12 protein-coding genes and 1 pseudogene are annotated in these 20898 nt (G+C 66.7%); 6 read left to right on the plus strand and 7 right to left on the minus strand.

Going from position 1 to position 20898, the window contains the following annotated elements; all coding sequences use genetic code 11:
• Positions 1 to 111: 111 nt before the first annotated feature.
• From XarbCFBP7408_RS19965 to XarbCFBP7408_RS19990, 5 genes and pseudogenes are all read right to left on the minus strand, one after another.
• Positions 112 to 2550, minus strand: coding sequence for a membrane-bound PQQ-dependent dehydrogenase, glucose/quinate/shikimate family (locus tag XarbCFBP7408_RS19965; RefSeq protein ID WP_181107008.1), 2439 nt, complete (start codon positions 2548 to 2550; stop codon positions 112 to 114).
• Positions 2551 to 3158: 608 nt separating this feature from the next.
• Positions 3159 to 4526: an alpha,alpha-trehalose-phosphate synthase (UDP-forming) gene (gene otsA, locus XarbCFBP7408_RS19970; RefSeq protein WP_104564427.1), complete on the minus strand. Its 1368-nt coding sequence runs from the start codon at positions 4524 to 4526 to the stop codon at positions 3159 to 3161.
• Positions 4523 to 6300, minus strand: a pseudogene (locus XarbCFBP7408_RS19975) (glycoside hydrolase family 15 protein). Before XarbCFBP7408_RS19975 ends, otsA begins: the two are co-directional and overlap by 4 nt.
• A 48-nt stretch (positions 6301 to 6348) precedes the next feature.
• The gene (gene otsB, locus XarbCFBP7408_RS19980) at positions 6349 to 7107 is read right to left on the minus strand and encodes a trehalose-phosphatase (RefSeq protein ID WP_104564428.1); all 759 of its coding nucleotides are present in this window, start codon (positions 7105 to 7107) and stop codon (positions 6349 to 6351) included.
• Positions 7108 to 7385: 278 nt separating this feature from the next.
• Entirely contained in the window at positions 7386 to 9821 is a 2436-nt protein-coding gene (locus XarbCFBP7408_RS19990) for a TonB-dependent receptor plug domain-containing protein (protein ID WP_104564430.1), read from the minus strand.
• A 231-nt stretch (positions 9822 to 10052) separates the two neighbouring features.
• Here XarbCFBP7408_RS19990 and XarbCFBP7408_RS19995 point away from each other — a divergent pair, with 231 nt between their 5' ends.
• The 4 genes from XarbCFBP7408_RS19995 to XarbCFBP7408_RS20020 all read left to right on the plus strand — a co-directional run bounded on the left by XarbCFBP7408_RS19995 (position 10053) and on the right by XarbCFBP7408_RS20020 (position 15793).
• Positions 10053 to 10526, plus strand: a complete 474-nt coding sequence (locus XarbCFBP7408_RS19995) for a DUF3574 domain-containing protein (RefSeq protein WP_181107006.1) — start codon at positions 10053 to 10055, stop codon at positions 10524 to 10526.
• A 565-nt stretch (positions 10527 to 11091) separates the two neighbouring features.
• Positions 11092 to 12693 carry a hypothetical protein gene (locus tag XarbCFBP7408_RS20000; RefSeq protein ID WP_104564431.1) on the plus strand — a complete coding sequence of 534 codons (1602 nt, stop codon included), beginning with the start codon at positions 11092 to 11094 and terminating at the stop codon, positions 12691 to 12693.
• A complete protein-coding gene (locus XarbCFBP7408_RS20005; protein WP_104564432.1) occupies positions 12690 to 13859 on the plus strand; it encodes a lysozyme inhibitor LprI family protein in 1170 nt (389 codons plus the stop codon). The genes XarbCFBP7408_RS20000 and XarbCFBP7408_RS20005 overlap by 4 nt, the downstream gene beginning before the upstream one ends.
• Before the next feature lie 1118 nt (positions 13860 to 14977).
• Complete coding sequence (locus XarbCFBP7408_RS20020; RefSeq protein WP_104564433.1) at positions 14978 to 15793, plus strand: DUF3014 domain-containing protein; 816 nt, start codon at positions 14978 to 14980, stop codon at positions 15791 to 15793.
• Between the two features lie 121 nt (positions 15794 to 15914).
• Here the strand turns inward: XarbCFBP7408_RS20020 and XarbCFBP7408_RS20025 are convergent, their stop codons facing one another.
• Together XarbCFBP7408_RS20025 and XarbCFBP7408_RS20030 are read right to left on the minus strand one after the other, a co-directional pair.
• Complete coding sequence (locus tag XarbCFBP7408_RS20025) at positions 15915 to 16622, minus strand: glutathione S-transferase (RefSeq protein WP_104564434.1); 708 nt, start codon at positions 16620 to 16622, stop codon at positions 15915 to 15917.
• 45 nt (positions 16623 to 16667) lie between these two features.
• Complete coding sequence (locus XarbCFBP7408_RS20030; RefSeq protein ID WP_104553566.1) at positions 16668 to 16976, minus strand: GIY-YIG nuclease family protein; 309 nt, start codon at positions 16974 to 16976, stop codon at positions 16668 to 16670.
• A gap of 270 nt (positions 16977 to 17246) precedes the next feature.
• On the opposite strand from XarbCFBP7408_RS20030, the gene XarbCFBP7408_RS20035 reads away from it, so the two are divergent.
• A complete protein-coding gene (locus tag XarbCFBP7408_RS20035; protein WP_258072240.1) occupies positions 17247 to 19502 on the plus strand; it encodes a TonB-dependent receptor in 2256 nt (751 codons plus the stop codon).
• Between the two features lie 64 nt (positions 19503 to 19566).
• A complete protein-coding gene (locus tag XarbCFBP7408_RS20040) occupies positions 19567 to 20895 on the plus strand; it encodes an LLM class flavin-dependent oxidoreductase (RefSeq protein WP_104564435.1) in 1329 nt (442 codons plus the stop codon).
• Positions 20896 to 20898: the final 3 nt, after the last annotated feature.

Genomic DNA, 20898 nt, shown 5'->3' on the forward strand with positions numbered 1-20898 from the left:
CAGGTAAGCAATGTTCGATGAGGGCAAATTGTGCTGGCGTGATCTCCATGTCCAATAGTTTAACCTCCCCAGCCACTAGCGTTAACAGGCCCTAGCTGACGTTACACCAGCTTACTTCGCCGGCTTGGCGCCCGCGTCATCCGGCAGCGCCCAGGCAATCACGCTGTCGCCCGACTTGGTTTCCATGCGGTCGTGTCCACCGACGGCGGCCACGATGTACTGCTTGCCGTCGATGGTGTAGCTCAGCGGAGCGGCCTGCGGGCCGGCCGGCACGCGGGTCTCCCACACCTGCTTGCCGGTGCGGGTGTCGAAGCCGCGCATGAAGTCGTCCAGGGTCGCGCCGATGAAGGTCACGCCGCCGGCGGTGGCCAGCGAGCCGCTGTTGTTGGGCGTGCCGATCTCGAACTTGGTCTTGGACGGGATACCCATCGGGCCCTGGTCGTAACCGGTGCCCAGCGGGCGGCGCCAGAGCACCTGCTGGGTGCGCAGGTCCACACCGGCGATGTAGCCCCACGGCGGCGCCACGCACGGCGTGTTGAGGGGCGACATCCACGGCTCCTTGCGGGCGCCGTAGGCCAGGCCCTTCTGCGCCATGTAGCCGGGGGTCTTGCTCTTGCCGTCGAACACCGACACCACGCCCAGCTCATTCATCTTTTCGCGGGTATAGACCTGCAGGGTGTAGGGCAGGCGATTGCTGTTCATCACCATGATGCCGCGCTGCAGATCGACCGAAACGCCGCCCCAGTTGATGCCGCCGTGGTTGCCGGTGAAGGCCAGCGAGCCCTGCAGGGTCGGCGGGGTGAACATGCCTTCGTAGCGCAGCTGCTTGAACTGGATGCGACAGGCCAGCTGGTCGAACGGGGTCATGCCCCAGGCGTCGGATTCGACGATGGTTTCGACCTCGCGGCTCGGTGCGCCCACGGTATTGGGCATGCCCGGCGAGATCGGCTGCGTGGCCGCGGTCCAGTCGCCGTGATCGGTGCCCTGCGGCACGGCGATCTGCTTGACCGGCATGAGCGGCGCACCGGTGGCGCGGTCCAGCACGAACACCTGACCGGACTTGGTGGCCTGGATCACCGCAGGACGGGTACCACCGCCGGCGACCGGCCAATCGACCAGGTTCGGCTGCGGGCCGATGTCGTAATCCCACAGGTCGTGGTTGACGGTGCGGAAGTGCCAACGCTCCTTGCCGGTGGCCGCATCCACGGCCACCAGCGCGGCGGTGTATTCCTCATCCTGCGGGGTACGGCCCTTGCCGAAGAAGTCACCGGAGGCATTGCCGGTCGGCAGATAGACCAGGTCCAGTTCGTCGTCGGCCGCCATCAGCGACCACACGTTCGGGGTGGAACGAGTATAGGTCTGCCCGGCCGGCGGCTCGGCGGTGATCGCCGGGTTGCCCAGGTCCCAGGCCCAACGCAGCTGGCCGGTGAGCGCATCGAAGCCGCGCACCACGCCGGAGGGCGCATCGCCTTCCTGACCATCGCGCACCTGGCCGGTGGGCTGGATCACCACGCCGCGCATCACCACCGGCGGCGAGGTCGGGCCGACGAAGCCCGGCTTGGTGTTGCCGGTGCCGGCATTGAGATCGACAAAGCCGTTGTTGCCGAAGCTGGTGCACAGCTTGCCGGTCTGCGCATCCAGCGCGCCGAGGCGGCCGTCGACCATCGGCCAGAAGATCCGCGTCGGGCACTCGGCGGTGCCTTGCGGCGCCTGGTAGTACGACACGCCGCGGCAGGTGGTGGCGGCAACGCCGGCCATCGCCTTGGGGTTGGTCTGCGGGTCGAAGCGCCAGCGCTCCTTGCCGTTGGCCGCCTCCACCGCGATTACCTTCTGGGTCGGGGTGCAGATGTAGAGCAGTTCGCCGACCTTGAGCGGGGTGTTCTGGAAGGCGTAGCCCAGCTTGGAGCCGGCCGGCTTCAGATCGCCGGTATGGAACTCCCAGGCCACCTTCAGGTTCTTGGCGTTCTCCGGGGTGATCTGCGCACCGGGGGTGTAGTGGTTGGACAGGTTGGAGCCGGCGTACGAGGTCCAGTTGCTGGCATCGTGATTGGCCGCGACGTTACCGTCCGGGCTGGGCACGTTGGCGCGGCTGAACGGCGTCGCATTCTCGGCCGGCAGCTTGGAGGCATCGGCCAGTTCGACATTGCGCGGCACCAGCAGCGGCCACAGGATCAGCGTTGCGCCCAGAATCGGCAGCACGCCGGTCACCAGCACATAGCCAAGCCCCGACAGCGGCTGCATACGGCGGCGGGCCACGCCCCAGAACGGCAGCAGCACCAGCCCCAGCACCGACATCCAGGCCAGACGCGGGACCAGGCCCCAGCCATCCAGGCCCACTTCCCATAGCGCCCAGGCGATGGTGGCCGCCAGCGTGGCGCCGAACAGCCACAGGCCGGCACGCTTGCCCAGCGCCAGCAACACGCCGGCCAGGAACAGGCCGATGCCCGCCAGCAGGTAATACCAGGAGCCACCGACGGCGACCAGGCGGCCGCCTTCGTAGGCGAGCACCGCACCGAGCACGGCGATCACCACGGCATAGACCACCAGCAACCAGGTGCCTAGTCCACGTTTTGAGGATTGATCAGTCATTTTGAGATGTCAGGAAGGACCCAGGCACCGGCAGGCGGCGGCGAGTCGTGGAGGGAGCAAGATCACGGGCTGGCAAAGGGCGGCCTTCGATCCAACAAAAACGTCCTGAACCAGGACGTCCGGATATGAACGCGCCGCCCCTCCCAGGGTCCTCAGCGCTACTCATGTGAATATTTTAAACCGCAATGACGCTTGTGTCCGTGACGGAATGAGAACCAGCGTTCCAGGCTGTGCAGTTGGGGCGCTGGAATTGCTTAAATCCGATGGAGCCGGAGATTGCCTTGGGTGCCAGGCGGTGTTGGGTGCATTCGTGCGCCGCGACAAATGCGGGATCCGGCAGTAGTTCTATTGCGTTATTGACTCACGCGCTGAGGTGGGGTTTGGCATTCGGGAGTGGAGATTTGTAGAAGCTGGGGTTTGCGTTTCGGATATTTCCACTTGTTACGTGCACGCGTGCCCTCATCCGCCCTTCGGGCACCTTCTCCCGAGGGAGAAGGGGGGCGCTGCCGGTGCGCAGCGCGTCTGTGCTGATAGCGTGCTGCTGGCAGCCTGCCTTGCGGAAACCGGAGTCAGATATCTGCAAGTGCCTGCAGGTAGCGCTGGCGCCAGTGGTTGATGTTGTTCTTGCGCAGGTGATCCATCATCGCGCGCCAGCGTTCGATGCGGGTTGCCAGCGGCATGCTTGCCGCGGTGGCGATCGCGTCGGCCACGCCGTCCAGATCGTGCGGATTGACCAGCAGCGCCTCCTTCATTTCGTCGGCTGCACCGGCCAGCAGCGACAGCACCAGGACGCCCGGATTCTGCGGATCCTGCGCCGCGACGAATTCCTTGGCGACCAGGTTCATGCCGTCGCGCAGTGGCGTGACCAGGCCGACCGAGGCCGCGCGATAGAAGCCGGTCAAGGTCGCATGGCTGAAGTTCTGATTGACGTAGCGCAGCGGTGTCCAATCCGGCTCGGCATGGCCACCGTTGATGTGGCCGGCGATCTGTTCCAGCTGCCCGCGCAACCGGCGATACTCGTTGACGTCGCCACGCGATACCGGCGCGATCTGCAGATAGGTCAGGCTGCCGGATTGCTCCGGATAACGCTCCAGATAGCGCTCGAAACCCTGGAAGCGTTCCGGCAGGCCCTTGGAATAATCCAGCCGGTCCACGCCGATCGCCAGTTGCCGTCCGCGCAGGCTTTCGCGCAGGTCGCGCACCGCCTGCTTGCCGACCGCAGCCTTGGCCTGGTTGGCGATCAGGTCGGTGTCGATTCCGATCGGGAACGCCGCGGCACTGAAGCGACGCCCGCCGGGGCCTTCGACGATGTCGCCGTCGAGAATGCGGCCGCCGCCGAACAGGCGCACATAGGCCTTGAAGCGCTCGGCATCGCGCTGGGTCTGGAAGCCGACCAGGTCGTACGCATAGAACGTACTGAACAAGCGCGCGTGATCCGGCATCGCCTGCATCAGGTCGGCCGAGGGCATCGGCACGTGCAGGAAGAAGCCCATCTTGCAGCCCACACCCAGCTCGCGCAGCATCGCGCCCAGCGGAATCATGTGGTAATCGTGGATCCACAGCGTGTCGCTGTCCTTCAACAACGGCGCCAGCTTCTCGGCGAACAGCCGGTTGACGCGCATATAGCCTTCGCGGGTGGCGCGGTCGTAATCGACCAGGTCCAGCCGGAAGTGCAGCAGCGGCCACAGCGTGCGATTGGCGAACCCGTTGTAGTACGAATCGATGTCGCGCTTGTTGAGGTCCATGGTGACGAAGGTGATGTCGCCCTCGGTCTGCTCGTGCATGCCGCCGCTGTCGCCGCGGACGGTCTTGCCGCTCCAGCCGAACCACACGCCGCCGCGCTCCTTGAGTGCAGCCAACAGGCCAACCGCCAGCCCGCCGGCGCGGTTTTCGCCGGGCACTGCGACGCGGTTGGATACCACCACCAAACGACTCATGACGCCTCCTGCCAGCTGCGCGACAAGCGCATCGCTGCAATGATCAAGCCCACGTGCGAATAGGTCTGGGGGAAATTGCCCCAGGCTTCGCCATCTTCGAAGGATAGATCCTCCGACAGCAAGCCGAGGTGATTGCGGCGCGAGAGGATGCGCTCGAACAGTTCACGCGCCTCCTCCTTGCGGCCGATCGCGGCCAGCGCGTCGATGTACCAGAACGTGCAGATGGTGAAGCTGGTTTCCGGCTCACCGAAGTCATCCGGTGCGATGTAGCGATACAGCGCATCGCCATGCTTGAGCACGCGGCCGACCGCCTCGACCGTGCGCACGAAGCGGCTGTCGTCGTTGGCGACGATGCCGATATCGGCCAGCAGCAACAGCGATGCGTCCAGGCGATGACCGCCCAGCGTATCGGTGAAATGGCCGCGTTGTTCGCTCCAGGCCTCGCCCAGCACGCGTTCGCGGATGGTGTCGGCGCGCTCGCGCCAGTACACGCTGCGCTCGGGCAGCACCAGCCGGTCGGCGATCTTGGAGAGGCGATCGCAGGCCGCCCAGCACATCGCAGCGGTGTAGGTATGCACTTCGGCGCGGCCGCGGAATTCCCACAGACCGGCATCGGGACGTTGTGCAGCGCGAAGGCGCGCTCGCCCAGCGGCTCCAGGCGGCGGAAGGTGTCCGCATCGCCCTGGTCCTTCAGGCGCAGGTCGAAGAACAGCTGGGTGGAGGCCAGCACCACGCTGCCGTAGACATCGTGCTGCTGCTGGATCCAGGCCAGGTTGCCGCGGCGTACCGGGCCCATGCCGCGGTAGCCGTCCATCGTCTCGACTTCGTGCTCTTCCAGCTGCGATTCGAACCCGATGCCGTACAGCGGCTGCATGGTGCCGTCGGCGGTGGCGATGTTGAAGATGTAGCCAATGAACTGCTCCATCGTGCGGGTGGCGCCCAGGCGATTCAACGCGCGCACCACGAAGGCGGCGTCGCGCAGCCAGCAATAGCGGTAATCCCAGTTGCGCGGCGTATTCGGCGCTTCCGGGATCGACGTTGTCATCGCCGCGATGATCGCGCCGCTGTCTTCGTACTGGCACAGCTTGAGCGTGATCGCGCTGCGGATCACCGCTTCCTGCCAGTCGAGCGGAATCGACAGGTAGCGCACCCATTCGCGCCAGTATTCTTCGGTGCGTTCCTGCGCTTCCTGCACATAGCCGGTGAGCGAACGGGTCAGCGATTCGTCCACGCCCAGCACCAGGTTGACCGGGTGGCTGAGCACGAACGGCAGGCCGTCGCGGACGAAGCGTACCGGCACGTCGGTGGTCAGGCGCAGGGTGAATTCGGGCAGCACCCAGCGGATGTGATTGCTGCCCCAGGTGGTTTCCGGGCTGCGCCCGCCCCAGTCGGCCAGCGGGCGGGCGCGCACGATGATGCGCGGGTTGCCGGCGAGCGGGCGGATCTGCCGGATGATGCTGACGGGCCGATAGAAACGCCCGTTATTGCGCCAGCGCGGTGCGAAGTCGATGACTTCCAGTTCGCCACCGTGGCGGTCGCGCAACACGGTGCGCAGCACTGCGGTATTGGGCAGATAGTGTTGCTCGCTGCCGGCGAAGTCCTCCAGCTCCACGGCAAAGTCGCCACCTTCGCGCTTGGGCGACAGCAGCGAACAGAACGCCGGGTCGCCGTCGAAGGCCGGCAGGCAACTCCACACCACGCGTGCCTGCCGATCGACCAATGCTCCAAAGCTGCAGTTGCCGATGACGCCCAGATCCAGGTTTGGCTCGGTCATGGCGTGCGAACGATCCTTTTGAAGAAAAGAGTGGGAGGCGCGCCGCGCTCAGGCCTGGCGCGCGTTGCGTTGCAGCCACGCATGCACGTCGGCGGTGCCGTCGACGCGGAAGCGCGCGCTGGTCTGGGCGCGATCGCCGACCAGCACGCTCCAGCCACCGAGGCGGTTGGCCGCTTCGAAACCGAATTCGTCGGTGAGGTCGTCGCCGACGAACACCGGCGTGCGGCCGGCGAATGCGCCCTGCTGCATCAGCTGTTCGACCGCCAGGCCCTTGTTGCTGCCTTCGGGGACGAATTCGACCACGTGATCGCCCGGTTGCAGGCGGTAGCCGGAAAGCTGGGCGATTTCCTGCTGCGCAAAGGCGAGCACGTCGGGGCCGGCCAGCGGCTGCGCGCGCCAATGCAGCGCGACACTGACGCCCTTGTCTTCGACCAGCACGCCGGGGTGCCGGTGCGTAAGTGCGGCCGCGCGCTGATGCAGGCCATGCAGCCACTCGGAGGTGTCCTGCGGCATCGCCGCGCGTGCGGCGATGTCGCTGCGCAGTTCGTGTCCGTGCAGGCCGGCGGCCGGAAGCCGCAATGGCGCGAACAAGGTGTCCAGTTGCGACAGCGGTCGGCCGCTGACCAGCGCCACGGCGCCCTGCAGGCGTTCACTCAGCTGGCCGATGGCCGCGCGGACCTCGGGCAGGAGCCGCACAGCCTCGGGGCTGTCGGCAAAGTCGATGAGGGTACCGTCCACGTCCAGAAACAATGCGCAGGCATCGTCCAGCAATGGCGGCGACGGAAGGGGGGAGTGCACGTCTGCCATCGCGTTAGTGTGCGCAAGGCGATGTGATATTCAGGTTATGCAACAGCGACTGCCATCCCTTCTCCCATCGGGAGAAGGTGCCCCGAAGGGGCGGATGAGGGTACGTGCGAAGCCTCGTGCGGGTTGGAGTAACGCAGGGCTTCGCCCCGTACCCTCACCCCAACCCCCGCTCCGCGCCCCGGCCCGCGCTTGCGGCGCGGGCGCTCCAAGTCACGCGCGCCAGTGGCGCGCAAGCGGTGCCTCCTCGCCCCGAGGGGAGAGGGGCTTAACCCTATTGCCTAGAAGGTGTAGCGCACCCGCCCATACCAATACGCGCCATTGCTGCCGATCGGCGAGAGCACGTCGTAGGGCAGGTTGCCGAAGTAGGCGATGTCGTCGATGGAGCGGTCCGAGTAGTTGTCGAGAATGTTCTGGCCGCCGATCGCCAGCGTCCACTGCGTGCCCAGGTGGTACTCGGCTTCCAGGTCCAGCTGCCATTCCGCGCCATAGGTCTGGCGTGGCACGAAGCCGCCGCCGAAGTCGAACACGCGCGTTACGCTGCCGTAGCGATTGACCCGGGTCTGCAGGTTCCAGTGTTCGTTGTTCCAGTTGGCGGCCAGCGCGGCGCGCGTGCGTGGCGCCGCATCGGTGAGCGTGTTGCTCTCCTCGACACCGAACAGCACGTAGTCCGGGTCCAGCGCGAGCAACTGCGCCGGCGTGCCGATGACGTTCTTCAACTCGGTCTTGGCGTAGCTGTAGGTGCCGGTCAGCAGCAGGTCGCCGCCGAAGGCGTACTGGCGCCAGTTGCCGACCAGCTCGGCGCCGCGGGTGCGGGTGTCGGCGGCGTTGAGGAAATAGCTGGCGCTCTGCACGCCGGCGACGGCGAAGTTCTGCTGCACGAAGTCGGTCAGCGTGGTGCCGATGATGTCTTCGGACAGCGCGATGCGGTCGTCGATATCGATCTGGAAGAAGTCCAGCGACAGGTCGAAGTGATCGCCCAGCTGGCTGGTGAAGCCCAGGCTGTAATTGCGCGATTTTTCCGGCTTCAGGTCGGTGGCACCGAGCGCGCGTGCGATCGGGTTGTTGACCGACAGCAGGCGGCCCTGGGTCAGGCGGCCGGCGGCATCGTAGCCGGTGGAGGTGGCTTCGTAGCCGATCTGGCTGAGCGAGGGCGCACGCACGTTGTTGGAGAGCGCGCCGCGCAGCGCGAACGCCGGGGCGAAGGCATAGCGCGCCGCCAGCTTGCCGGTCCACTGGCTGCCGAAGTCCTGGTAATGCTCGTAACGGCCGGCCAGGTCGGTGGAGAACTTGTCGCCGAACTGGCTGGACACATTGGCGTAGGCGCTGGCCACGTTACGCGACAGGTCGGCCTCGTCCTGCGGGCTCAGGCCGCCGCCGGCCTGCGAGCCGGTGGGGCGATCGGTGAACGGGCCGGCCGCATAGCTGGCCGGGTCGCCAGCATGGGTGCGGTATTGCTCGCGGCGGAATTCGGCACCGGTGCCGAAGGTGTGGGTGGCGCCGGCCGCATCGAACACGCGGGTCAGATCCAGGTTGCCCACGGTCTGCGCAAAGGCGAAATCGCCGGTCTTGAAGCGGGTGGTGCTGCCCGGGCCGAGCGAGGCGTTGAGCGAGTTGCGCAGCCGGTAGGTGAAGTCGTTGCGGCCGTAGTTGACGCTGGCGTCGTAGTCCCAGCTGCCGAGCTGCCCACGCGCGCCGGCGACGACCTGCAGGTCGCGGTTCTCGCCTTCGGAAATCGGGCGGTAGCCGTTGGGATAGAGTTCGCGCCAGTTGGCGCTGCCATCCGGGTAACGGAAGTAATTGGCGCCTTCGGTGTCGCGCTGGTTGTAGGTGCCGAAGGCGTAGAACTCGCCGGTGGCGCTGAAGGGCACCTTGGTGTTGAGCCAGGCGTTCAGGCCCTTGGTGGCGCCATCGCCGAGCACGTAATTGCGCTTGCCGGCCAGCGCCAGGTTGGCCGGGGTCTGCTCCTCGAACGACGGGATCTGGTCGAAGCCGGCGCGGTTGGTCGCCTCGCGATTCTTCAACTCCAGGCCGACCTTGAAGAAGCCGCCGTCATCGCCGAGCAGGCTGCCGACCTTGGCGCTGGCGTAGCTGGTCTGGCCATCGGTGACGCGGCGATTGATCGGCTCCACGTCGGTGTTGTAGGCGCCGAAGCTGGCTTCCAGCTCGCCGCGCTCGGGGTTGTCGTCCAGGATCACGTTGATCACGCCGGCGATCGCGTCCGAGCCGTACTGCGCGCCGGCACCGTCGCGCAGCACTTCGATGCGCTTGATCGCATTGATCGGGATGGAGTTGAAATCCACCGGCGTGGTGCCCTTGCCGATCTTGCTGTCGGTATTGACCAGCGCCGAGGTGTGGCGGCGCTTGCCGTTGACCAGCACCAGCACCTGGTCGGGCGAGAGCCCACGCAGCTGCGCGGCGCGGATATGGTCGGCGCCGCCGGAGTTGGACTGGCGCGGGAAGTTGAACGAGGGCAGCAGCGCCTGCAGCGCGCTGCCCAGCTCGCCGTTGACCACGCCGGCCTTGCGGATGTCCTCGGCGGTGAGCACGTCCACCGGCACGGTCGATTCCAGCACGGTGCGGTCGCTGGCGCGGGTGCCGGTGACGATCACGGTGTCCAGCGTGGTGGCGCCGGGGGCGGCCTGCTGGGCCTGGGCGTTGGCGCTCAACACGGCGGCCACGGCCAGGCCGATAGCCGAAAGGGTGGGGCGGGTCATCTTTACTCTCCTGCGACAGCAACTGCGAACGCGCCGCGCGGACGGCATCCGGCCGGGCAGGGGCGCAAGGGGGGGGGCGGATCGTCCACATTCATCCGGATGGAGAGATATTATCGCGTTGTTCAGGCGCGTGCGAGATGGCACAGTGCGCGCACGCCGGCATCAGCTGATGCCGGCCATGCATGAGCCCGCCCCCGATCCGTCATAAACGTACCCGTTGTGGAGAAGTCGATGAAGTTGCTGCCGTCCTGCCTGCTTGCCGTCATGCTGGCGCTGTCCGCCTGCGCCACCACCCCCGGCGGCGCGCCGGGTTCGACCACTGCCCGTCTGCAGGGCGATGCGGCGCGGCCGGCGGCGGCGCGCGGCTGGGTGCGCAGCGAGCTGTACTTCGGCGTGGGCGAGGAAACCGGCCCGGCCGATCGCCCGCAGACCCGCACCATCGACGAAACCCAATGGCGCGCATTTCTGGACAAGCAAGTGACCCCGCGCTTTCCCGACGGCCTGACCGTGTTCGACGCCTACGGCCAGTGGCTGTTCCGCGGCGCCAAGGAGCCGAACCGGCTGGGCACCAAGGTGCTGGTGATCCTGCATGAGGACACCCCGCAGCGGCGCAACGACATCGAGGCGATCCGCCTGGCCTGGAAGCAGGCCACCGGCCACCAGTCGGTGCTGTGGTCGCGGCAGGCGGTGGAGGTGTCGTTCTGATCGGCGCCGCTTGGCGCGGCCGCCGAGCCTCGGCACCGGCACCGGCACTGGCACTGGCACTGGCACCGACATTGGAACCGGCGAGTGCTGCGCGCGCGTTGCAGTGATGCGTCGCATCCGTGTCTTTCCAACGGCCGGTGCCGTGTCGGGTGAGTTGCCAAACCTGGTCCCCTTCGCCGCGACGATCTGCGCCGGTTGCGGATGGGCGCTGCCTGCATGCTGTTGTCGACTGCGCTCACCGGCCTGTCGTTCGCAGCCGTGGCACCTGCCACCAGCATGCGGGTGACGATCGAGCACTTATCTGGTGCTTGGCGATCGGCCGACCAGCTGGATATCAACGCTCATGCTGCACGGGTGCAGTGCGCTACCGCGGTGCCAACCGCACTGATCGCATCGGCTGAGTCATGGTCGCTGCGGCGATGAAGTAGCGTGTGTGTGCACTGCAGAGCCGCGCCGCGCGGGCGCGGCAGGCGCAATCGCGGCGGCACGCTCTGATCCACCGCGCCGCTGTCGCGCATGCGGAGCAGCGGCTACCATCGGCCGATCCCCACGCTTCCTGGCTCCCATGTCGGCCCCTTCCTCGCGTACTGCGGCATCGCCGCGCTGGTTCGTCGCCGGCGACCTCAATGGCTTCTTCGGCCTGGTCGTCGACAATCTCTCCATCCTCGGTTTCATCGCGATGGCGTTGGTCGGGATGTTCCAGTTCCCGGCCGAGGTGGTGTTCGGGCGCATGTTTCCCGGCACCGCGTTCGGCGTGCTGGTCGGCAACCTGCTCTATACCTTGATGGCGCGGCGGCTGGCCGCACGCACCGGGCGCGACGACGTCACCGCGATGCCGCTGGGCCTGGATGCGCCGACCAGCATCGGCATGGCGCTGTTGGTGCTGGGCCCGGCGTTCGTCGGCTTCAAGGCACAGGGGCTGGACCCGCAGGCGGCCGCCATCGCCACCTGGAAACTCGGCATGGCCGCCCTGGTGGTGATGGGCCTGCTCAAGCTGGTGCTGTCGTTCGTCGGCGAGGCGGTCACGCGCGCGCTGCCACGCGCAGCCTTGCTCGGTTCGATCGCCGGCATCGCGCTGGTGTTGATGGGCCTGCTGCCGCTGCTGGAGACCCTGCGTTCGCCGGTGGCCGGCTTCGTCACCCTGGGTTTGCTGCTGTACGTGCTGCTCGCCAAGGGCCGGTTGCCGACCAAGTTGCCCGGCGTGCTGGTGGCCTTCGTGATCGGCACTGCGCTGTACTACGGGCTGGGGCTGGCCGGCCTGGGTGCACCGGGCTTCGCGGTGCCGGAATGGACGCCGCCGACGATCGTGTTGCCGCTGCCGAACCTGGGCTTCATCGACGGCCTGCCGGCCACACTGGCGTACCTGCCGCTGCTGCTGCCGTTCGGCCTGTTGATGGTGGTGGGCGGCATCAATGTCAGCGAGAGCGCACGTGCCGCGGGCGATGATTACCGCACCCGCGACATCCTGCTGGTGGAAGCCCTGGCGACGCTGGTTGCAGGCGTCTGCGGCGGCGTGGCGCAGACCACGCCCTACATCGGCCAGCCAGCCTACAAGCATATGGGCGCGCGCTCCGGTTACACGCTGCTGACCGGCCTGTTCGTCGGCATCGGCGGCATGCTCGGTGTGATCTCCGGCTTGGTGCAATGGCTGCCACTGGCGGTGCTGGCGCCGATCATCGTGTACGTGTCGATCGACATCACCACGCAGGCGTTCCAGGCCACGCCCAGGCAGCATGCCGGGGCGATGGTGCTGGGCTTTCTGCCGTCGGTGGCGTACCTGCTGGCCATCAAGGCGCCGGGCTGGATTCCGCCGGATCAACTGGTCGCACTCACCACCAAGCTCGATGGTCACGGCCTGCCCGAGCTGGCGGTGATCTTCGCGCTGGGCAATGGCTTCATCATCACCGCGATGCTGTGGATCGCCGCCGTGGCGGCGATGATCGATGGCCGGCTGCGCCGCGGTGCGGTGTTCCTGCTGGTGGCCGCCGGGCTGACGCTGTTCGGCCTGATCCATTCGGTGGACCCGCGTGGCGGCATCTATCTGCCATGGTCGCTGCACGGCCTGGCGCGGGTGATCAGCTGGCAGTTCGTCGGTGCCTATGTTGCGCTGGCGGTGACCTTGCTGCTGCTCTCGCTGCTGCCCGCACGCAAGGACGCAGTGCAATGAGATCCCGCTCAAGGGCGTTGCGGGTGGTCATCGGTGGCGCGCTGTTGCTTGGCGCCGGCGGTGCCTGGGCGGCCTCGTTCGATTGCAGGCAGGCCGGCACGGCGGTCGAAAAACGGCTGTGCGCGGTGCCGGCGCTGGGCAATCTGGACGACCAGCTGGACGCGTCCTACCGGGCGCTGCTGGACACCGCACCGCGTAGCGCGGTCGCAGACGTGCGCGATCGGCAACGCGCCTGGCTGCGGCTGCGCAATGCCTGCGCGCAGGACGCCAAGCCGGACGACTGCCTGCAACGCACCTTGAAGGCCAGGGTCGATGTGCTGGCCAAGGCACTGACTGCCCAGCAACAGGCGCTGGATCGCATCATCGCCTTGATTCCCACCGCGCCTGCCGACGCCGCGCGCCAGTTGCAGGGCTACGCCACGCCGCTGGCTTCGGCGTGGCTGGCGTATCTGCATCAGTTCGTCCCCGCCGCGGGCGTGGATGCGAAGCTGGCGAGTGCGCGGTTTGAAAGTGCGCGCAAGGCGCTGCGCAAGGTCGACGACTTCGCCGCATCCTTGCTCGACGATATCGCTGCCGGCCCTGTGTCGCAGGATCCGGAAAAAGTCCTGACATTGCTGCGCATGTGGATCGAACGCGACAACAGCGATCAGCGCCCCTACGTGCATTGCTTCGTCTTTGCTGCAGTGGGGGAGCCGGCGTATGAGGCGTTCGGGTCGCTGTATGGCTCGACACGCGACGGGTTCGCGCCGATCTGCGAGCCGCCGGGCGGTCTGTTTGCATTGGCGAGCTGGAAGCAGCTGGATGCCGGCTTCGACGGGTTGATCGAGACCCTGAGCAAGGATGCCGGCACCATTCGCTATGCCAGTTACGCCGAGTGGAAAATCATCGCGCTACGCGCCTCGGTATCGCCACTGCTGTACCTGACACCGGCATTGCGCAAGCGCTACGGCGAGGATCCGGACAAGGCGATTGCCGCCTGGACCGGGGAAGACAGCGACTGGCCGGCGGCACAGCGCAAGGCCGTGCGCGGGTTGCTGCCGAAGGTGCGCGCCGACACGGCCGCTTGGCTGGTGCGCGAGAAGCGCCTGCCTGCGAAGCAGGCCGAGCAGGCGGCCGCCACGATCGTGGCGGCCTGGGTGAACGCGCGGCTGGATTTCGCGAGCTGAGAGCGGCGGACATTGCCACTCGCGGCCATCGGGCGGGCGGCGTTGTTGCTTGATGCGGCGACGCTGATCGTTCTGGTTCGAGCGTTGACGATGTGGATGAGCGAGAGTCAAAGCCAGAGCCAGAGCCAGAGCCAGAGCATGTGATCTGCGGATGGCTGCGGGGCCCTTGCCCGCCCACCCTCGCGGGACACGCCGCAAGTACATCCCGGTCGGCGCTTACGCGGCATCCATGCCGCGTAAGGTCCCGCGACGGTGAGCGGGCAAGGACCAGTGGAGATGGTCTGTGTGCACGGTAAGAGCAGTGCGTGATGCGCGTTGTTCGATACTCGACGTCCGACACACGCGCGACAAGCGGCTTTTCACGAGATTGCTTTTGGTGCTGTGCTCCAAAGGACTGGACGACGCCGATGTATCAGCTGCAGAGCGGCTGATCTGCCGCTTGGCTGCGGGGCCCTTGCCGGCCCACCATCGCAGGACACGCCGCAAGTACGTCCATGTAGGCTCTTACGCGGCATCCATGCCGCGTAAGGTCCCGCGACGGTGGGCCGGCAAGGACCTGATGGTCGGTGTGCATGGTTGCAAGCAGTGCATGACGTGCGCTGGTCGGATCACCGTGCGTTCGATCAGCTTTCCAGCGCAAACCGAGTAACGGCAGCGGCTCAACAAAGCAACCTGCAAACTTTTCAGCGTCCCGACGCAAGACTTGCAATCGCAACAGGCAGCTTTTCATTCGACCACCAACCAAACTCCTGGTGCGGTGTCCTTGCCGGTTGCGGGACCCTTGGCGGCATGGATGCCGCCAAGGAGCCTCCACGGACGGATTCACGGCGTGTCCCGCAAGCGGTGAGGGCATCGCGCCCCTCGATCACTGAGTTGTGACTGCATCGGACTTCGCTGCGCGCGTGATCGGTTCGCAATGAGGACGGTGGTCAGGCGTATGTCGTTGCCAGTTCTAGCGCTGCAGCCAGCATTTCCTGCCAGAGGCAGGCATCCTCGCGTGCCAATCGCTCTTGTGCGATGCACATGGCCTGCTTGATCGCGTCATCGCCGCACATCATGGAACCACCGCGATATCTCGTGGTCACACTCTGGATGTTGTCGATGTAAGGAGTTCTAAGATGCAATCCAAGTCTTCGCGTTGGCCGTGGCTGCTGGCGGTGCCGGTGGTGGCTGGCGCCGCCTGGTGGCTATTCGGCGGGTCACCCACTGCGCCGGGTGCGTTGCCTGCGCCGATCAGCCAGACCGCCAGCGCCGTGGCAGCGGCGGTGGCCCCCGCGCCGCCGGCACCGGCCGGGCCGCGCCATCCGGTGCAGCAGCCCTCGGCCGATGCCGCCGACGCCGCGATTCCTGCGCTGGCACAGAGCGATGCTGCTGCGTGGCAGGCCTTGCTGGAGTTGGTGCAGGACGATGGCGCGTTGTCGATCGTGCTGCGCAAGCACCTGATCGAACGCGTGGTGGTGATGATCGACAATCTCACCCAGCCCAGCATCAGCCGTCGCGTCTCGGTGCTGCAGCCGGTGGCGGGCGAATTCGCGGTGTCCGATGCGGCGGGAAGCGTGGTGATCGATCAGGCCAATGCGGCGCGGTATGCGCCTTATGTGGCGGCATTCACCCAGGTGGATGCGCAGGCGCTGGTGCGCAGTTATGTGCGTTTCTATCCGCTGTTCCAGCAGGCCTATGCCGATCTGGGTGCGCCGGACCGCTACTTCAACGACCGCGTGATCGACGTGATCGATCATCTGCTGCGCACACCCGATCCTGCACAGCCGATCAGGGTGCAGCGCGACGAGCGTGGCCGTTATCGCTATGTCGATCCCGCGCTGGAGTCGCTGTCGGTCGGTCAAAAGGCGCTGCTGCGGCTGGGGCCGGCGCAAGCGGCTGCAGTGAAGGCGCAGTTGCAGCGGATCCGGACGGCGTTGCTGCAGGGACGTTGACGCGGCGCGTGATGACGTGAGGAGAAGGCCGCCCGAATGCGGCCTTGCATGCACGGATGCAGGTTCGTCCGCCATCCCGGCATGGAAACAACGCAAATTCAGCGGTACGCGCCGCCATCGCTTACGCCGCATCCAGCTCCGGATAGTGGCGGAAGATGCCGTTGGTGTTGAACGCCACGCGCCGTTTGGAGGCGAGATAGGCCGCGATGCGTGGACGGGCGGCAACCCGCTGTTGCAGGGCTTTCAGGCCTGGCAGCTCGGCTGACAGTGTCTTCATGCGCTTGGGGAACATGTATTCCAGCCCGCTGATCAGCTGGAACAACGACAGATCCACATAGGAATGCGTGCCAAGCACATGCGTGCCGCCGGCCTGTTGCAGCACCTGCTCGAAGTAGCCCAGGAACTTGGGCAGGCGGTTGTCGCGCAGATCCTTGGCGCGCTTGGCCGCTTCGGTTTTCTGGTCTTCGTAATACAGACCGGTGGCGATCGGATGATGGCTGTCGTGCACCTCGGCCACCAGATCGGCGATGGTCAGCTGCAACTGCAATGCCTGGATGCGCTGTGCGTCCGAGTCCGGCACCAGCTGCAGTTGCGGTCCGATGACATGCAGGATGGTCGCCACCTGCGCAACCACCGTGTCGCCGGCCTTGAGGAAGGGCGGTGCGAATGGCTGTGCGCCGGCCTGGTGGCCTTCCAGAAAGGCATTCATCACCTCATCGCCTTCGACACGCGCCACGTCGGTGTAGTCGGCGCCGGCGTCTTCCAGTGCGAGCCGGACGAATTCGCCGCGGCCTTGCAGGCCGGTCCAGTAGTAGAGCTGATAGTGCATGCGCTGCTCCGCGATCGATGACGCTGCAGCGTAGAAACCGCGCGGCTAGGCGGGCGTGAGCGAAGCGTCAGCGGGCTGTGACCCGGTGCCGTCGTGCGGTTGCGCCAGCAGCCAGGCCAGCTTGCGCGCGCGCGGTTGCTGCTTGAGCTGCCACTCTGCGCGCGAGGCGGCGGCGCGGTCCGCATACGGATGGCTGGCAAGCAGTTCCAGCGGCGGGTTTGCACGGGTATAACGCGCGCCGGTCCCGCGCTGATGCGCCTGGAAACGCCGCTCCAGGTCGTTGGTGATGCCGGCGTAATAGCTGCCGTTGCGACACAGCAGCAGATAGAGGTGCCAGGGCTTGGGTGCATCCATGGGCGCATTATCGCCATTGGCCTGGTGTTGTGCAGCGAGGATCCTGGCGAGCGCAGGGCACGGAGGGTCGACACGCTGCGGCGCGTGAGTGAATAACCACCTAATCATTGGTTATTTGACGCTCGCGGCCGCTGCAAACAGCATGCGCTACTGCATTGCAGCGCCGTGTCGGCCTGCGCTGCGCCCGGGTCGCCGTGCATGGCGCTCGCCAGTTCGCAAAAAATCTCCCCCACGCTGCTGCACGACAGCCGACGCCACGAAAGGACGTACATGCCTGCGCGACACCGGACCCCTGCAAGGATCCTCGCTGCTTCGAGATGGTTGGCCAGGCCGCAGGTGCTGGCGTGGAGTCTGGTGTGGGCATGTGCGCCGGTGCTGGCCGATGAATTGGGCGAGGCTGCTGCGACACCGGAGCGCGCCGCGCAGACCCTGGGCGCGGTCACCGTGACCGCCACGCGTCGCGAAACCACCTTGCAGCAGGTGCCGGTGGCGGTGTCCGTCGTGCAGGGCAAGACGCTGGAGCGCGAAAACCGCAACAGCGTGGCCGACCTGCCGGCGTTGGTGCCCAGCCTGAGCTTTCGCAACGGTGCCTCCAACAAGGACACCTCGTTGTTCCTGCGTGGCGTGGGCACCATCTCCACCTCGCCAGGCGTCGAGCCCAGCGTGGCGACGGTGATCGACGGCGTGGTGCTGGGGCGTCCGGGCCAGGCCACGCTGGACCTGCTCGATGTCGAACGCATCGAAGTCCTGCGCGGGCCGCAGGGCACCTTGTTCGGCAAGAACGCCTCCGCCGGCGTGCTCAATATCGTCAGCAAGCCGGCGCCGGAGCTGTTCGGCTGCTATGTGGATTACTCGCACTTCGGTGGCGGCGACGAAGACCGCGTGCGTGCCAGCGTCGGCGGCACGCTGGTGCCGGAGCTGCTCAAGGCCAGCGTGGCGGCAGTGTGGGCCGAGTACGGCGGCAACGTGCGCAACGTGGCCGACGGCCAGACCGTCAACGGCTACCGGCGCGCCGGCGCGCGCTTGCGGCTGGACCTGAGCCCGAACCCTGGCTTGAACGCGACGCTGCTGGCCGACTACCTGCAATCGCACAGCGACGCGCCCAGCGGCGTGGTGGTGGACAGCACGCGTGCCGACTTCGCCGCGGCGCTGGCACCGGTCGTCGCCAGGGACGACAACCGGCAGATCAACAGCGATTACCGCACGTATCTGGACGACATCAACAAGGGCGCCTCGCTGCAGCTGGACCAGCAGCTCGGCGATGCACTGCTGACCTCGATCAGCGCGTGGCGGCAATGGGACAACACCCAGTTCCAGGATGGCGATCGCACCGCGCAACGCAGCGCGGCGTTTCCGTCCTCGCACGACCGTGGCGACCTGGGCTACACGCAGTATTCGCAGGAGTTGCGCATCCAGACCCCGCGCGATCGTGCGCTGGAGGCGGTCGCCGGGCTGTATTACCTGCATGCGCGCAATGACGAAACCTATCGCCGCACGGTGACGACGCCCACCGCCAGCAATGTGGGCGTGGCCGATTACGCCACCCGCGCGGAAACCTACGCCGCCTTCGGCGAGGCCACCTGGCATTGGCGCCCGGATCTGCGTGCGCTATTGGGCGCACGCTTCACCCGCGACACGCTCGACTACCGGCATCAGCGCCTATCCAGCTCGGCAACCGCAGTCACCGGCATCCAGCCGTCCACCGCAAGCAGCGGCAGCACCGCGGAAAACGGCGTGTCCGGCCGCACCGGCCTGCAATACGACTTTGATGCGCAGACCACCGGTTACATCACCTATTCGCGCGGCTACAAGGGCCCGGCCTACAACGTGTTCTTCAACATGCAGCCGCGCGATACCCCGGCGCTGAAACCGGAGACCTCCAATGCCTGGGAGCTGGGCCTGAAGGCGCGCGCCCTGGACGATCGCCTCAGTGCGAACGTGGCGCTGTTCCATACCGAATACGCCAACTACCAGGCCAACTTCTTCGACACCGTGGCCGGGCAGGTGGTGACGCGCCTGATCAACGCCGGGCAGGTGCGCACGCAGGGCCTGGAACTGGATCTGGACTACCGGCCCACCGAGCGGCTCAACCTGGCCGCCTCGCTGGCCTACACGCAGGCGCGCATCCAGCGCTTTGCCTGCCCCACCGCAGCGGCGGCCAACTGCAATGTCGATGGCCGGCCGTTGCCGTTTTCGCCGGACTGGAAGGGCCATCTGCGCGCCGGTTACCAGGTGCCGTTGCGCGGCAGCCTGGCGCTGGAATTCAACGGCGACGTGAGCTGGCAGGACAGCGTGCAGTACGACCTCAGCCAGACCCCGCAGACCATCCAGGGCCCGTACGCGATCTGGAATGCCAGCATCGCGCTGGCCGACGATGTGCATGGCTGGCGCGTGGCGGTGCTCGGCCGCAATCTCGGTGACCGCTCATACGCCCCGTTGCTGGCCAATGCCACCGGCAACGTGTTCCGGCTGGTGCCGCGCGACGACCAGCGCTATGTCGGGCTGCAACTGCACAAGGATTTTTGACGATGCCTGTGATGTTTGTTGATACTGATTCGAGCAATGCAGGCGCACCGCACGGTGGGCTGCGATGAGCGCTGCACGGCAGCTCTCGCTTGGTGCGTTCCTGATGGCCACCGGCCATCACGTGGCCGCGTGGCGGCACCCGCAGGCCAGTGCCGACCCGCTGGTGTTCGACCATTATCGCGAAATGGTGCGCATTGCCGAAGCCGCCAAGTTCGATGCGGTGTTCGTGGCCGACAGCCTGGCTGCAGCTGGTGGGCCGGTGGCGTCGCGGATGGCGCGCTCCAGCCTGTTCGAACCGCTCACGCTGCTGAGCGCGTTGGCAGTGGTGAGCGAGCGTATCGGCCTGATCGCCACCATGACCACCAGCTACAACGAGCCGTATCACGTGGCGCGCAAGTTCGCCTCGCTGGATCATCTGTCCGGTGGGCGTGCCGGCTGGAATCTGGTCACCTCCGATGCCGCCGACGAAGCATTGAACTTCAACCGCGACGCGCATTACGTGCATGCCGAGCGTTATGCGCGGGCGCGCGAATTCCAGCAGGTGGTCGCGGGCCTGTGGGACAGCTGGGACGACGATGCCTTCATCGCCGACACCGCGGCGGGCGTGCACTACGATCCGGCGCGGCTGCATGTGCTGGATCATCGCAGCGCGCACTTCCAGGTCCGCGGCCCGCTCAACATCGCGCGTGCGCCGCAGGGGCATCCGGTGCTGGTGCAGGCCGGCTCGTCCGAGCCCGGGCGCGCGCTGGCTGCGGAAACCGCCGAGGTGGTGTTCACCGCGCAATCGTCGCTGGCCAAGGCGCAGGCGTTCTATGCCGACATCAAGGGGCGGCTGGAACAGTTCGCGCGCGCGCGCGATGCGTTGAAAGTGATGCCGGGTGTGTTCATCGTGGTCGGGCAGAGCCAGGCCGAGGCGCAGGACAAGTTCGCGCAGTTCCAGGAGTTGGTGGAGCCGGAGGTCGGCATCGCGCTGCTGTCGCGCATGCTGGGCAACTTCGATCTGTCCGGCTATCCGCCCGATGGCCCGTTGCCGGAACTGCCGCTCACCGAAACCGGCCAGCGCAGCCGCCAGCAGTTGTTCACCGAGCTGGCCGGACAGGAGCAGCTGAGCATTGCCCAGCTCGGTCGGCGCATCGCAGGCGGACGCGGGCACTACAGCCTGATCGGCACGCCGACACAGATTGCCGACGAGCTGCAGGCCTGGTTCGAAGGCGGGGCTGCGGACGGTTTCAACGTGCTGGTGCCACATTTGCCCGGCGGTCTGGCCGATGTGGCCACGCACGTGGTGCCCGAGCTGCAGCGGCGCGGACTGTTCCGGCGTGAATATGCAGGGCGCACCCTGCGCGATCATCTGGGGCTGGCACGCCCCGTCAATCGCTTCAGCGCACGCTGACTC

This window comes from Xanthomonas arboricola pv. guizotiae, assembly GCF_002940205.1.
Classification (GTDB): Bacteria; Pseudomonadota; Gammaproteobacteria; order Xanthomonadales; family Xanthomonadaceae; genus Xanthomonas; species Xanthomonas arboricola_C.

Bases quoted from the DNA above. Each gene is read 5' to 3' on its own strand.
- otsA (WP_104564427.1), bottom strand. From the start codon at position 4,526: ATGAGTCGTTTGGTGGTGGTATCCAACCGCGTCGCAGTGCCCGGCGAA.
- otsB (WP_104564428.1), bottom strand. From the start codon at position 7,107: ATGGCAGACGTGCACTCCCCCCTTCCGTCGCCGCCATTGCTGGACGAT.
- XarbCFBP7408_RS19990 (WP_104564430.1), bottom strand. From the start codon at position 9,821: ATGACCCGCCCCACCCTTTCGGCTATCGGCCTGGCCGTGGCCGCCGTG.
- XarbCFBP7408_RS19995 (WP_181107006.1), top strand. From the start codon at position 10,053: ATGAAGTTGCTGCCGTCCTGCCTGCTTGCCGTCATGCTGGCGCTGTCC.
- XarbCFBP7408_RS20000 (WP_104564431.1), top strand. From the start codon at position 11,092: ATGTCGGCCCCTTCCTCGCGTACTGCGGCATCGCCGCGCTGGTTCGTC.
- XarbCFBP7408_RS20005 (WP_104564432.1), top strand. From the start codon at position 12,690: ATGAGATCCCGCTCAAGGGCGTTGCGGGTGGTCATCGGTGGCGCGCTG.
- XarbCFBP7408_RS20020 (WP_104564433.1), top strand. From the start codon at position 14,978: ATGCAATCCAAGTCTTCGCGTTGGCCGTGGCTGCTGGCGGTGCCGGTG.
- XarbCFBP7408_RS20025 (WP_104564434.1), bottom strand. From the start codon at position 16,622: ATGCACTATCAGCTCTACTACTGGACCGGCCTGCAAGGCCGCGGCGAA.
- XarbCFBP7408_RS20030 (WP_104553566.1), bottom strand. From the start codon at position 16,976: ATGGATGCACCCAAGCCCTGGCACCTCTATCTGCTGCTGTGTCGCAAC.
- XarbCFBP7408_RS20035 (WP_258072240.1), top strand. From the start codon at position 17,247: ATGCCTGCGCGACACCGGACCCCTGCAAGGATCCTCGCTGCTTCGAGA.
- XarbCFBP7408_RS20040 (WP_104564435.1), top strand. From the start codon at position 19,567: ATGAGCGCTGCACGGCAGCTCTCGCTTGGTGCGTTCCTGATGGCCACC.